A 13,889-nucleotide genomic window follows, 5' to 3' on the forward strand; every position below is an offset into this window, starting at 1 on the left:
TTTTCTACTTATAATATCGTACCCGCTTTTTCAGCACCTAACATTTCAATAATTTGATTATTATCGTCTAGTACTGCAATTTTTGGTTCTTGTGTATGAATCTCTTCTTCCGTAACTAGCCCATAACAAATAATAATTACTTTGTCCCCTGGTTGTACAAGTCTTGCCGCAGCACCGTTTAAACAAACAACACCACTACCGCGTTCCCCTTTAATAACGTATGTCTCTAAGCGAGCACCATTATTATTATTTACAATTTGGACTTTTTCGTTTTCTACAATATTTACTGCATCCATTAAGTCTTCATCAATTGTAATACTACCTACATAATTTAAATTTGCCTCCGTTACAGTTGCACGATGTAACTTTGCTCTCATCATTGTGCGAAACATAGATGCTCCCCCTTATTTAACCGTTAATGTTATATTGTCAATTAATCTTACATTTTCAAACTTAACTGCAATAGCTAAAATGATTCTTCCTTCGACTTTCTCTACCATTGTTAATGACGGATATGCATATAAATCCGCATAATCTACAGTGCCTTTCGTATGCGTCTCAATATAATCTTTCACAAGATTTGTAATGATTTCCGGATTACGTTCACCTGCCTCAATTCTTTCTTTCGCTATACATAGGCTGCGGTATAAATGAAGAGCCTCTTCACGTTCATCTTGTGATAGGTACACGTTACGAGAACTTTTTGCTAAACCATCTTCTTCCCTTACAATATCAACTGGTACGATTGTAACTGGAATATTGAAATCAGTTACAAATCCTTCAATTACTGCAACTTGTTGAGCATCTTTCATACCGAAATAAGCACGCGTTGGCACCGTAATATTAAATAGTTTCATCAGTACAGTTGCAACACCAGCGAAATGACCAGGTCTTTGTTGACCGCATAATACGTCCGTGCGCTTCACAACTTCTACTGTTGTTGTTTGTTCTGCTGGATACATTTCTTCTACACTCGGATAAAATAAATAATCTACACCGTTTTCTTTTGCTACATTTTCATCTCTATCAATATCACGAGGATATCGATCTAAATCTTCATTTGGGCCGAATTGTAGTGGGTTTACAAATACACTTAAAACTACAATTTCATTTTCTTCTCTTGCCTTACGTAATAAAGTAGCATGGCCTTCATGTAAATAACCCATTGTTGGAACAAAACCAATACTCTTTCCACTTGCACGAAGTTCGCTTGTAATTTGCTGCATCTCTTGCACTGTAGTTACGATTTTCATTATTGTTTTCCTCCGTATAACGCTAAGCATTCTTCCTCTTTCATTGTGAACGAATGTTTTTCTTCAGGAAATTGCCTTGTCTTTACTTCAGTAACATATTGTGAAATCCCACGCACAATCTCCTCTTGAACAGACGTATATTGCTTCACAAATTTCGGAACACGATTTACGCCGTATGAGATAAGATCATGATAAACAAGCACTTGCCCATCTACTTTTTGCCCTGCACCAATCCCAATTGTTGGTATTGTTAGTTGCTCTGAAATAAGTTCTGCTAACTGCATTGGTACACATTCTAACACAAGCGCTATTGCACCAGCTTCTTCACATTTCTTTGCATCTTCTATTAATTTTTTTGCACTCTCCGCATCTTTTCCTTGCACTTTATATCCACCCAACACTCCTACAGATTGAGGGGTTAAACCTAAATGCGCTACAACAGGAATTCCTGCGTTCGTCAAATATTGAATCGTCGATATAACTTCTCCAGCACCTTCTACCTTCAGTGCGTGTGCCCCGCTCTCTTGAACGATGCGACGTGCATTCACCATCGTTTCTTGTAATGATACGTGATACGACATAAATGGCATATCAGTTACAATAAACGTCTCTTTCGCTCCACGGCGTACAGCTTTCGTATGATGAATCATATCCTCTACTGTTACAGGTACTGTTGAATCGTATCCGAGTACAACCATTCCAAGAGAATCTCCAACTAGAATCATATCAACTTCAGCTTCTTCTGCTAATTTAGCAGATGGATAATCATACGCCGTTAGCATTGTAATCGGCTCACCTTGCTCTTTCATCTTCAAAAAATCTGTTTTTGTTTTCAAAAACTACTCCTCCTTTATGCAGGAGAGAGGAGATGGCCGAAATCATATAAAAAACCCCTCTGACCATAAAAGGGCAGAAGGGTTGTGTGTTAGTCGGCATTATTCATCCCTCTGTCCCAGTCCGTTATTGGATCAAGGCAGAATCCAAGTTATTATTTTTCGTATGACTTCGAATCATGGTGCAGTTCGCTCTGATACTGCCCACATTCGAACTAATTATAGCAAACTACAAAAAGGAATTACTACATTTTTTTGAAAAAATAATTTTTTATTCTTATTACGGTATATGAAATTTAACACGAGAGTATATATGCTATACAGTTTTTATGGAGAATTCAATCCTGAAAAGATACATGTTTTTTCAACGCATGCTAAAAAAGTCCAAGTTAATTTTTTCTGTAATCCATTTAACTGTATAGTATAACTCTTAAACTAATGATGCAGGTTAATTGAGGAAAGTACTTAACAAAGGAGAATTGCAGATGTCTATGAACAGGTGGTTATTTCGATTCAGCAGTTTGCTTGTAATGATTGTATGGTGGATGTCTTTAGGATCCTCCCATGTATTTGCCTCAGTTACTGTCGTAACACCCCCCACCGATTTAACGAAAGTGATTGAGGTTGAACTAAATGATGATTACTTTAATCCAAATGTTATCACGATTCCGCTTGAAGGATCAACAACATTACTATTGAAAAATAAAGGTAAAAACGAGCACACCTTTACAGTGAAAAAACTCGGCATTGACGTCGTAATCGAGTCAGGAAAAGAAAAGAATATTACCGTGAAACCTAAAAATACTGGTACATATGAATTAATATGTCGATACCATCTTCTTAAAGGAATGGCAGGCAAAGTAATCGTCAAATAACATGCCCTGCCAACTCGACGGAAGATATTTTGAAATGAACTTTAAATATGAAAAAAATTTATTATCATGTTACAAATTCAACTCAAAACTATTGAAATAAAAAGAAGTTCCAAAAGAGGAACTTCTTTTACTTAATTTCAATATCTGCAGAATGAATATGATGTACTTTCCCCTCATGATCCTCCAGAAGTAATACACCATCCTCTGTGATTCCTTTTGCTAACCCCGTAATTGTCTCTCTCATCGTTCGAGCGGTAATTTCTTTCCCGATGCTCACAGCGTAACTTTCCCAAAGAATTTTAATGACAGAGAAACCATTTTGTAAATACTCTTCATATAATTTTTCTAGTTGTAAATAGATTTGTTGCATAAGTTCTGCACGAACAATCGGCTTACCTGATTCAATCGCTAATGAAGTAGCAATGTGCTGAATTTCTTCATCAAAATGTTCTTGCTTTTGATTCGCATTAATACCAATGCCCATAATGACAGCATTAATTTTATCAGGATCCGCTTGCATTTCTGTTAATATACCTACAGCCTTTTTACCTTGAATTAAAATATCATTTGGCCATTTTATTCCTACGTTTACACCCGTGCATTTTTCAATTGCCTGTGCAACACTAACGGCCGCTAACAAAGTAAGTTGCGGTGCATGATGAACTGGGATTGATGGGCGTAAAATAATACTCATCCAAATCCCTGTTCCTTTCGGTGAATGCCATTTTCTGCTTAAACGACCTCTTCCCGCTGTTTGTTCTTCTGCTACAACGACAGTTCCTTCTTCTGCACCTTCATAAGCAAGTTTTGCTGCAATGTGCTGCGTTGATTCAACAGTTTCTTCAAAATACACTGTTCTACCAATCCGCTTCGTTTGTAGCCCTAACTGAATTTCATTAGCGGTCACTTTGTCTGGCTTACTTGCAATTCGGTAACCTAATCGACGCACAGCTTCAAGTTCATATCCCTCACTCCGCAGATCCTCCATATGTTTCCACACAGCAGTTCTTGAACAACCAAGTTTATCACTAATTGTTTGGCCGGATACAAACTCGCCATCCGCTTCAGAAAAAACTTGCAATAACTGCTTTCTTATAGTAGATTGCATCCTTGTAGCCACTCCCTTATACGCTCTTTCTCATTAACTACGTTTCCTTGTACGATTGCTTCTTCGATTTTCTGAAGCATCTCAGCAACCCACGGACCAGGCTTTTTGTTTGCCCAGTTTAATAAATCATTACCAGTCACATTCATTTCTTGACGCTCCTGGATTGGCAATGCATGAAACATTGATTGTACTCGTTCAACAGATGTAGGGTCATAGCGTTCAATCATCGCTTCATATACTCTCTCTGCCATTTCAGCGATATGAATTCCCGTTTTATAAAGAAGGACTGTATCCCAATCCTTCTCCTTTCTAGTACGGATTGTCAATAAAACTGCAACAATATCTTTTATTTTTTTATTCGAAAACTTCCATTGACGTAAAAAGACAGATGGATGTTCTTCTCCGATACAATATAAGAAAAATGCCCACGCCTCAATATCCGTTTCGAAAGAATCCCATTTATACTGCGTAGCTTTTAACAGTCTCTCTTCTGACATTTGTAAATATGGCAAATGAGAAAATAGCTTCGTCTCTACTAATTCTTTGAGACCTTTCACACAATATGTACCAGTTAACAGTTTCTCAAACTCTACTGTAATACGCTCAATTGCTATATGTTCTAGCAAATGCCCATACGTTTCAATCGCTTGCTTCGTTTTCATTTCTAATGAAAAACCTAACGTGCTTACAAACCGAATACCACGCATCATTCGCAGGGCATCTTCTTGAAAACGATCCGCAGCATTTCCAACTGTCACAATTTCTCTCTGTTGAATGGCTTCCTGTCCAGCAAATAAATCGACCATTTTGCCTTCTTCTGTCATAGCAATTGCATTCATCGTGAAATCACGACGTTTTAAATCCTCTTCTAATGAACGAACAAATTGAACACTACTAGGTCTTCGAAAATCTTCATATTCGCTTTCTGTTCGAAAAGTAGTTACCTCATAGGGCTCACCATTTTCTACAACAATTACAGTTCCATGCTCAAGACCAACAGGAACATTTCTTGGGAATATAGCCATCACTTCTTCTGGTAGAGCAGATGTCGCAATATCAATATCTCCAATCGGCCTATCGATAATAAGATCTCGTACGCTCCCACCAACAAAATAAGCCTCATATCCTTGTTGCTTTAATGTCTCAATAATAGAACTAGCTTTTTTAAATCTTTCCATTTTTGTCATCCCTTAGTACGTCATAGTAAATCGTTTCATATTGTGAAACAATTTTTTCTGAGCGAAATTGCTCATAAACACTTTCTCTTGCTCGTTCTCCCATATTACGGTGAAGTTCCTCGTCCTTTAATAGCTGAATAGCTTGATTTGCCACTCCTGTTGTATCGCCAACTTCACATAAATATCCTGTTTCCCCGTGTTGAATAACCTCTGGAATACCTCCAACCCGCGTTCCGATACAAGGTACACCACACGCCATTGCTTCTAATAAAACAAGACCAAAACTTTCCTTCTCTGATAGAAGCAACATTAAATCACTCATCGCAAGTAGTTCTGCAACATTATCTTGCTTCCCTAGGAATAAAACGCGATCTTCAATATGTAAATTCTTCACTATCTGTAAAATCGTACAGAATTCTGGTCCGTCTCCAACAAGAAGCAACTTCGCATCTACTTCTTTAACAATTTTAGCAAATGCGTGAACAACATCCTGCACACGTTTCACTTTACGGAAATTCGAAATATGAATAAGTACTTTTTCACTCTCACTTATACCATATTCTTTCTTTAATTGAGACATATTACGCTTGAAATATACACGTTCGTCTATAAAGTTATATACCGTTTGAATTTCTTTACTTGGTTTTACAAGCTCATGTGTTTCGTTAATTAATGAATGCGAGACAGCAGTAACAACATCCGATTGCTCAATACCAAAACGAATTAAATTATTTAACGAAGGGTCGGAACCTAACACAGTAATATCTGTTCCATGTAAGGTTGTAACAATTTTAATACGCTCTCCGATCATTTGTTTTGCTAAATATGCACAAATTGCATGTGGTATTGCGTAATGCACATGTAAAATGTCTAAGTTTTCTCTTTGTGCAACCTCGGCCATTTTACTTGCTAACGCTAAATCGTATGGTGGATATTGAAATACAGAGTATTGATTTACCGTCACTTCATGAAAATAAATGTTTGGATATACTTTATTTAACCGGAATGGTAAACCCGATGTAATAAAGTGAATTTCATGCCCACGTTCCGCCAATTGCTTTCCTAATTCTGTTCCAACAACTCCAGAACCACCTACAGAAGGATAACATGTAATACCTATTTTTAATTTCATTTACATCCCCCTAATAAATCAGCATGTAATAAAACCGGTTTCTTACTCATAAATCCCTCGGCATACAAGACTCCAACTTCTTTTCCAAACATCTTCTCACGAGCAATCACAGTTTCAACGTAACCTTCTGTTAACGGTGTCTTAACACCATCACTCCCTGTTGAAAACTGACTTTCATACGCTTCTAATGCTTCCACCTTTATAGAGAGGTACTCACTTATATCTATACAAAAATTCGGTTTATGAAAACCATTAATCATATAATTATAAAAAGACTCCACACGATGTGGTGAAAGTTCCGGCATATATTTACGGATTCCTGCTGAAAAAATAGCCTCTTCCACAAGCTTTGCACAATTTGCATGATCTGGATGGCGATCTTCATAGTACGGCGCAAAAACTAGTTTTGGTTTATATGTACGGATCACCTTGACAATTTCACGTATATACTCTTCTTTCATATACAAACCACGGTCTGGCATCGCTAAATTCAGCCTCGTTTTTACTCCCATTATACGAGCTGCGACCTTCGCTTCTTCTTTTCTCAACTCTATCGTTCCATTTGAAGAAAGATCAGCTTCTGTTAAATCACAAATACCTACTTCATACCCTTGCTTTGTATATTTAGCGATGGTACCAGCCATGCCGATTTCAACATCATCGGCATGAGCACCAAACGCTAATATATGTAATCCACTCATAATTGTTCCCCTCATTTTCTTAACTTACGATAATCTAAATCTCCTCGCTCTAATGCGTGCATTAACATTTCAGCACTTGCCATATTCGTTGCAAGTGGAATCGCATATACATCACATAAACGAAGTAATGCATTCACATCCGGTTCATGCGGCTGTGCTGTTAATGGATCGCGGAAGAAAATCACCATATCTAAATCGTTCTTTGCAATCATTGCACCAATTTCTTGATCTCCACCAAGAGGGCCAGATTGATATCTTGTTACAACTAATCCAGTCGCTTCCATAATGCGAAGCCCTGTCGTTCCTGTTGCAAATAATTCATGTTGTTCAAAAATTGGTTTATATGCGTATGCAAACGAAACCATATCATTTTTCTTTTTGTCATGTGCGATTAAGGCAATTTTCATCCGTTGTCTCCCCTTTAGTCGATAATATTTTCTAAACCGTACACAAGATGATCAAGGTTCATTACTGTCTCAATTGATAGTTTTACACCTGACATAAATGATGCACGATTGAATGAATCATGACGAACTGTTAACATTTGTCCATCTCCACCAAACATTACTTCTTGGTGTGCAATAAGCCCTGGCAAACGTACACTATGAATGTGAATACCGTCTACATTTGCACCTCGTGCACCTGCTAGTTGCTCTACTTCATTTGGATGACCTTGCTGCTTTGATTCACGATTTTGACGAATTAACTCTACCGTTTTTACAGCTGTACCAGATGGTGCGTCTAATTTTTGATCATGATGTAATTCAATTACCTCAACATCTTGGAAATATTTCGCTGCCATTTGTGAGAATTTCATCATAAGAACTGCACCAATTGCAAAGTTTGGAGCAATAATTGTTCCTACTGCTTTTTCTTTTGCATTCTCTGTTAAACGTGCCAATTCTTCTTCTGTAAATCCAGTTGTACCAATAACCGAACGAAGTCCACGCTCAACTGCAAGTGTAACGTGTTGTTTCCCCACTTCTGGTGTTGTTAAATCTAACAACACATCTGCTTCTACTTCATCTAAACAAGTATGTAAATCAGCGTAAATCGGCGCATGTAATGCTGGCATGCCAGGTAAATCAGAAATCTTCTCACCACCATGCTTATAATCCACTGCTGCTACTAAATTAAAATGTTCCGTTCTTTCCATAAGAAGGACTGCTTCATGTCCCATACGTCCTCTTGGTCCGGCGATAATTACTTTAATTTCTTTCATTATTCTTTCTCTCCCTCATCAATACGTGTCCAGCGATCTTTATCACGTGTATTAAATTTATTCATTACAATGTTATGTGCTGTCTCTAAATCAATATTTAAACTATTTGCCATACAAATCATAACAAATAATACATCTCCAAGCTCTTCTTCAATACTTCTTTCTTTTTCAGTTGTTTTCTTCGGTTTCTCGCCATAATAATGATTTACCTCTCTTGCAAGCTCTCCCATTTCTTCCGTTAAACGAGCCATCATTGCAAGCGGACTGAAATAACCTTCTTTAAACTGACCAATATATGCATCTACTTCTTTCTGCATATCTTTCATCGTTTTTGCTTCCATACTATTCACCTCTAATCCTTCCTCTTTCATGTTAGCCAATTCATCGCGATTTGACAAATATTATTCCCCGCCAAACACCTATTTGCGACCCATTTTTGGATAGACTATAATAAAGTGAAACTTCTTTTGCGATTTTTTTGCAAAAGATTAGTTGAACTAATCGGGTTCCTACGGCTGGTTCGCCTTTCTTCAGAGCTTTATCTCCTAACAGCCGTTGGTACGGGGTAAAGTGAAACTTCTTTTGCGATTTTTGCAAAAGATCAGCCCACACCAATCGGGTTCCTACGGCTGGTTTGCCCCTCTTCTTTGCTTCATCTCCTATCAGCCTTTAGAGCGGGATAAAGTGAAACTTTCTTTTGCACTTTTTACAAAAAATCAGTCCACATCAATCAGGTTCTTACTATTTTCACTAGCAACTAGAAATTACTTATTATTATGTTTTACCGTTTCAGCGGAGCAATGCAATCATTACATAATTAGGGGGATTTCTATATGACATCAAAATTGAAGATGCGAAATATTATTTTTATTTTAATTGGTTCCGCTATATTTTCTTTCGGTATTGTCAATATCAATATTGAAAACCACCTTGCAGAGGGTGGGTTTACTGGTATTACACTATTATTGTATTTTTTATTTAAGTTTGATCCTTCCTACTCAAACTTAATTTTAAATATCCCTATATTTTTTATTGGCTGGAGGTTACTTGGCAGAACGACATTTTTATATACATTAATTGGAACCTTTAGCGTATCTTTATTTCTATGGATTTTCCAGCGTTACGAAGTACTCAACTTACATTTAAACTTGCAAAATGATATGACACTCGCAGCTTTATTCGCCGGGGCATTTATCGGTATCGGCCTTGGAATAATATTTAAATATGGCGGGACTACTGGCGGTGTAGATATTATCGCACGACTAGCGCACAAATATGTTGGCTGGAGTATGGGGAAAACAATGTTTATGTTTGATGCTGTCGTTATCGTCGTCTCTATTCTTACATATTTATCATACCGCGAGGGCATGTATACGCTAGTTGCTGTTTTTATCGGTGCTAAAGTCATTGATTTTATGCAAGAAGGAGCTTATGCTGCCAAAGGAGCGACTATTATCTCAGAGAAAAACGATGAAATTGCTGCCAAAATTTTATCTGAAATGGAGCGCGGAGCAACCTTTTTAAAAGCTGTTGGATCGTATACAAAAGTGGAACGTAATGTATTGTATTGCGTTGTTGCTAAAAATGAAATCGTGAAATTAAAGAATATCATTACTTCTGTAGATCCTCATGCTTTTGTCGCTGTAAGTGATGTACATGATGTAGTTGGTGAAGGATTTACGTTAGATGAAAATAAAAACCCTTTACATAATTAAATGTAACTAGAAAAGCGCCTTAGCTTTTCTAGTTTTTTATTACAAGTCTTTTAAGCTTCTCAAAATCCTCATGAATAAGCTCCAATAAACTCCGATTATAAAAAATGGAAGCTGGATGAAAAGTCGGAAAAACATGATATTCTTTCTCTGACCATGTAAACTCTGCACTTTGCATATCCTTTAATTTTTGAATGGGCTGTTTTAATAATTGCCCGTGTACATCTGTGATTTTTTTATTTTTTCCTGTTAAACGTTGAAGACCGATATTTCCAAGCGTGACGATAAGCTTCGGATGTATTTTCTCTAATTCATAATCTAACAAAGGCGCATGGGCAACTATTTCTCCCTGATTTGGCGTTCTATTATACTTTTTTTGTATGATTTCACCATTTCGTTCTTTTTTCTCTCGCCATTTATAAGGTCTACTCCGAACAGCGCTCGTAATATATACTTCTTCCCTTGTAACGTGAATACGCTCTAAAAAAACCATTAATTGTTTTCCCGCCCTCCCGCTAAACGGAATCCCATTATGAATTTCTGTTTCACCAGGTGCTTCTCCTAACAACATAAATTTGGGATTTTCAGGACCTTGTCCACTTAAAAAACCTTCTAGTTGATAAGGAGCACTACGCTTTTGCACTTGTTTTACTAAATGGTCTGGATATTTCATTTCCCCCACCACCTTTCCGCATTACTTCTATTATTTCTATTTGCAATACATTATATAATTCAATCCACACAACAAAAAAAGACTATCAAAATTGATAGTCTTTAGTCGTCGCTACGCTGCATACCAGTATACATTAATACGAGACGTAATAATTCAAATACAGCTACAGCTGCAGCTGCTACATATGTTAATGCTGCCGCATTTAATACTTTACGAGCTTGCCCATATTCATCTGTTGATACAATACCTAACGCTTCAATTTGTTGCATTGCGCGCTTTGACGCATCAAACTCAACTGGCAATGTAACGAGCTGGAACACAACACCTGCTGCCATTAAAATGATACCTAATAACAATAGTTTTGACATTGTCGCAAATATACCAATCATAATAAATACCCATGATATATTCGATCCAAAATTAGCCACAGGAACTAACGAATGACGAATACGCATAAAGTTATAATCTTGTGCATCTTGAATTGCGTGTCCTACTTCGTGTGCTGCAACTGCTGTACCAGCAACTGAATGTCCATAATAGTTATCTGTTGATAATCGAACCGTCTTAGCGGTTGGATCATAATGGTCTGATAAATGACCTGGTGTTTCTTCTACAGCTACGTTGTATAATCCATTTTCATCTAAAATTTTTCGAGCCACTTCCGCTCCTGTCATACCTGATGTTGAATAAACTTGTGAATACTTGCTATAGGCACTACGTACTCTTGACTGTGCATACAACGGTATGATCATTATGATCGCGAAGTAAATTAAATAAAACATCATGAACCTCCATTGAAGTTTTAATTATAGTACTTCTCATTCTATTTTCTTCTGCCACTATTGTCAATGAATAAACCTTACAATCCATATCTTTATTTATTGCATTATCTATTTTTAGAATGTACATTACTTTTTCTTTTTTCTCTCTCTCCTTTATACTTTCTCCATCCAACATAAGTTAATGTGAATAAAATAAGTCCCCCAGTAATTGTCATAAACCAAATGAGAGAGGGTGCAATTTCATCTTTTTTTACTGTGTGAAATATCTTTTGCAAATCCCCTTTAATAATCCCTAATTGCATTTGGCCGCCTTTCGTTTTTAACATAACGTTACGAAATTCATCTAAATAAGATAAATGAACATTTACACGCTGGACCTCGTTTTCTGGCAAAGCAATCATTAAGCTTGGATAAATAATATTGAATTCATTTAAAAACGTATTTAACGTTTGTTGAAACTGCCCAGCATCTTCTTTTTCCATCGCTTTTTCCATTTGAGAAAAGGCATCCATTACTTTCCTTTCTCTTTCCATCCAAAGTGGTTGATATTTCGATACTTGTGCATCAACAGCAAGTTGTAATGCCAGCACATTATCAATTTTAGCTTGCTTACCTAAACCTTCTTCAGAGAGCGATTGTTGCGCCTTATCGTAAGCTAAAGAAATAACTCTAACTTGATCTGGTGTTACTTCCTGCTTCTTTTCATTCCCCTTTATTAAAAACTGCTCCGAGAAATGTTGTAATACTTGTACCGCTTTTTCATCTTCATTACGCTTCACTAACTGTAACGAGTCGTCTAACAACCCTGTTAGCTCATTCCACTCTTCAGCATATATACGTAACGGAAACATTATAATTAGAAATGCTATCAATCCAATTAATGTTCTCTTCATCCCGGTCCCCCCTTAACTACTAGTACAAAATATGTTAATTTGGACAAGAATAGAACAGAACTAGACCGAAAAATATATTATCGTTTTACAAAGAAAAAAATTCTCTTTAAGCAGAGAATTTTTTCTGTGACATCCTTTTCTTTTTTACGAGATATCTATATAAGCTGTAACAAAGTATACTCCCACCTAAAATGAATAATAAAATAGCACACGCAGCATGCATAAAGAACTCTTCTGGTAACATTAATATAATTGGATCCTTTTCAGGATCAAAAACCCAATAATCATTACTAAATAAAAGTTTATGGAATAATACAAAACTCTTTTCAAAATTAATAGCAATTGGTAACATAAGCGCTATCGGAAAAATGATTGTTAAAATCGATCCGTGCAGTAAAAACTTTTCATTTTTCTTTTTTAATAAATAAATTCCGCCTATCACTGCAATCATAATTGTCGCATACATCACATATTGAATCTTTACTAAAATATTTTTAACATCTACAAAATGAATACGGCCATTTGTGGACATATCTAATGTGGGCAAATGTAATGCTCCGTCATAAAACGGGGATAAATATGTAATAAGCACATCGTAATTTCTTTTAATTTCATCCTTCGTCATATCCGCTAAATCAGGAATATTTAAAAAATCAATTTCAAAATAATACAACCATTTTCCATACACAACTGCCGTTGTTGCTAGTGCAAAAATAGAAAATGCTATGCTATATGAAACAACTAAAGTAATCAATCGATCCAATATTTTTGTACCACTCTTATTTTTCTCCATGTTCTCCCCCTAAATGTTCTAACCATCATAAAGAAAATTGTTTTCTTTGCTCACGTAAGCAACAATAATATGTAATACATAGTACAGCAATACTTAACCAAAACGTAAAATAACCAATTTCCTCTACAAACAAATGCATAATTCCATATCGCGGCATTTGCCAAAATAAATAATCAATTGCATCGTTATGCAACGTCCACACAGCTGCTACTATAAAATGCCATTTTTTTATACGATAGAATGGAGCATATAAAAATCCTTGTATTGCCATCGCGAAGTGCGAAAGCATTAACATGTAGCCCATAAGGCCTATAGGCCCTTTTACGTAAATCATAATCGCGTTTACAACAACAGCCCAAATACCATATTTTATTAAAGTTACAATCGCTAACGCTTCTATTAATCCCCAGTTTCTCTTTGCCAAAAAAGCAATTAAAACAAAGACAAAAAAGAGAGTCGCCATAGGACTATCTGGTACAAACGGCCAAAATATAGGTGACGTTTCTTTCAATTGATTTCCGTACCATATAAATCCATAAATTGTACCTAATAAGTTAACAATTAATAAAAATAATAATACCGAGCGTTGTCTTAACATTGCATACAAGTACACCAATCCGTATGTCCAACACCTTTCAAGCAAAGTAATTCATTCACTAAATCCTACTCTATTATAACAAACTTCATCCAACTAAATAAAAAAGCTGACTACAAATTTTGTAGTCAGCTTTTTT

17 protein-coding genes are annotated in these 13,889 nt (G+C 36.3%); 2 read left to right on the forward strand and 15 right to left on the reverse strand.

Annotated features, from left to right (window positions below):
- Positions 1 to 8 precede the first annotated feature (8 nt).
- Genes panD through panB form a run of 3 tightly spaced genes read right to left on the reverse strand, consistent with a single transcriptional unit; the run spans position 9 to position 2,089 of the window.
- A complete protein-coding gene (gene panD / locus GBN91_RS07915; protein ID WP_000490184.1) occupies positions 9 to 392 on the reverse strand; it encodes an aspartate 1-decarboxylase in 384 nt (127 codons plus the stop codon).
- Between the two features lie 12 nt (positions 393 to 404).
- Positions 405 to 1,253 carry a pantoate--beta-alanine ligase gene (gene panC / locus GBN91_RS07920; protein ID WP_000707025.1) on the reverse strand — a complete coding sequence of 283 codons (849 nt, stop codon included), beginning with the start codon at positions 1,251 to 1,253 and terminating at the stop codon, positions 405 to 407.
- Entirely contained in the window at positions 1,253 to 2,089 is an 837-nt protein-coding gene (panB, locus tag GBN91_RS07925; RefSeq protein ID WP_000851108.1) for a 3-methyl-2-oxobutanoate hydroxymethyltransferase, read from the reverse strand. Before panB ends, panC begins: the two co-directional genes overlap by 1 nt.
- Before the next feature lie 482 nt (positions 2,090 to 2,571).
- Between panB and GBN91_RS07930 the strand changes: the two genes are divergently transcribed.
- Entirely contained in the window at positions 2,572 to 2,961 is a 390-nt protein-coding gene (locus tag GBN91_RS07930) for a cupredoxin domain-containing protein (protein WP_000062388.1), read from the forward strand.
- Between the two features lie 127 nt (positions 2,962 to 3,088).
- Here GBN91_RS07930 and GBN91_RS07935 read toward each other — a convergent pair whose 3' ends face one another.
- From GBN91_RS07935 to GBN91_RS07965, 7 genes are read right to left on the reverse strand one after another with little or no spacing between them, the layout of a single operon-like run.
- Positions 3,089 to 4,069, reverse strand: a complete 981-nt coding sequence (locus GBN91_RS07935; protein WP_001192063.1) for a biotin--[acetyl-CoA-carboxylase] ligase — start codon at positions 4,067 to 4,069, stop codon at positions 3,089 to 3,091.
- The gene (locus tag GBN91_RS07940) at positions 4,054 to 5,247 is read right to left on the reverse strand and encodes a CCA tRNA nucleotidyltransferase (protein ID WP_152121378.1); all 1,194 of its coding nucleotides are present in this window, start codon (positions 5,245 to 5,247) and stop codon (positions 4,054 to 4,056) included. The genes GBN91_RS07935 and GBN91_RS07940 overlap by 16 nt, the downstream gene beginning before the upstream one ends.
- Positions 5,234 to 6,379: an N-acetyl-alpha-D-glucosaminyl L-malate synthase BshA gene (gene bshA / locus GBN91_RS07945; protein ID WP_000768304.1), complete on the reverse strand. Its 1,146-nt coding sequence runs from the start codon at positions 6,377 to 6,379 to the stop codon at positions 5,234 to 5,236. Before bshA ends, GBN91_RS07940 begins: the two co-directional genes overlap by 14 nt.
- Positions 6,376 to 7,080: a bacillithiol biosynthesis deacetylase BshB1 gene (gene bshB1, locus GBN91_RS07950; protein WP_000015673.1), complete on the reverse strand. Its 705-nt coding sequence runs from the start codon at positions 7,078 to 7,080 to the stop codon at positions 6,376 to 6,378. The genes bshA and bshB1 overlap by 4 nt, the downstream gene beginning before the upstream one ends.
- 11 nt (positions 7,081 to 7,091) lie before the next feature.
- A complete protein-coding gene (gene mgsA / locus GBN91_RS07955; protein ID WP_000684765.1) occupies positions 7,092 to 7,487 on the reverse strand; it encodes a methylglyoxal synthase in 396 nt (131 codons plus the stop codon).
- 14 nt (positions 7,488 to 7,501) lie between these two features.
- Positions 7,502 to 8,302, reverse strand: coding sequence for a dihydrodipicolinate reductase (gene dapB, locus GBN91_RS07960; protein ID WP_000658810.1), 801 nt, complete (start codon positions 8,300 to 8,302; stop codon positions 7,502 to 7,504).
- Complete coding sequence (locus GBN91_RS07965) at positions 8,302 to 8,643, reverse strand: nucleotide pyrophosphohydrolase (RefSeq protein ID WP_002108639.1); 342 nt, start codon at positions 8,641 to 8,643, stop codon at positions 8,302 to 8,304. The genes dapB and GBN91_RS07965 overlap by 1 nt, the downstream gene beginning before the upstream one ends.
- A gap of 492 nt (positions 8,644 to 9,135) precedes the next feature.
- Here GBN91_RS07965 and GBN91_RS07975 point away from each other — a divergent pair, with 492 nt between their 5' ends.
- Positions 9,136 to 10,017 (forward strand): YitT family protein, encoded by an 882-nt coding sequence (locus tag GBN91_RS07975; protein ID WP_000202121.1) that lies wholly within the window; start codon positions 9,136 to 9,138, stop codon positions 10,015 to 10,017.
- Between the two features lie 28 nt (positions 10,018 to 10,045).
- Here GBN91_RS07975 and GBN91_RS07980 read toward each other — a convergent pair whose 3' ends face one another.
- From GBN91_RS07980 to lhaT, 5 genes are all read right to left on the reverse strand, one after another.
- Complete coding sequence (locus GBN91_RS07980; protein ID WP_000876878.1) at positions 10,046 to 10,687, reverse strand: uracil-DNA glycosylase; 642 nt, start codon at positions 10,685 to 10,687, stop codon at positions 10,046 to 10,048.
- 101 nt (positions 10,688 to 10,788) lie between these two features.
- On the reverse strand, positions 10,789 to 11,472 hold the full coding sequence (locus tag GBN91_RS07985; RefSeq protein WP_011109966.1) for a zinc metallopeptidase: 684 nt from the start codon (positions 11,470 to 11,472) through the stop codon (positions 10,789 to 10,791).
- Positions 11,473 to 11,573: 101 nt separating this feature from the next.
- On the reverse strand, positions 11,574 to 12,362 hold the full coding sequence (ypjB, locus tag GBN91_RS07990) for a sporulation protein YpjB (protein WP_000831584.1): 789 nt from the start codon (positions 12,360 to 12,362) through the stop codon (positions 11,574 to 11,576).
- 106 nt (positions 12,363 to 12,468) lie between these two features.
- Positions 12,469 to 13,155, reverse strand: coding sequence for a lipoprotein intramolecular transacylase Lit (gene lit / locus GBN91_RS07995; protein WP_000414378.1), 687 nt, complete (start codon positions 13,153 to 13,155; stop codon positions 12,469 to 12,471).
- A gap of 25 nt (positions 13,156 to 13,180) precedes the next feature.
- Entirely contained in the window at positions 13,181 to 13,771 is a 591-nt protein-coding gene (lhaT, locus tag GBN91_RS08000) for a lipoprotein heptaprenylglyceryl N-acetyltransferase LhaT (protein WP_025709269.1), read from the reverse strand.
- Positions 13,772 to 13,889: the final 118 nt, after the last annotated feature.

This window comes from Bacillus sp. B1-WWTP-T-0.5-Post-4 (assembly GCF_009183795.1).
In the GTDB taxonomy this organism is placed as follows: domain Bacteria; phylum Bacillota; class Bacilli; order Bacillales; family Bacillaceae_G; genus Bacillus_A; species Bacillus_A cereus.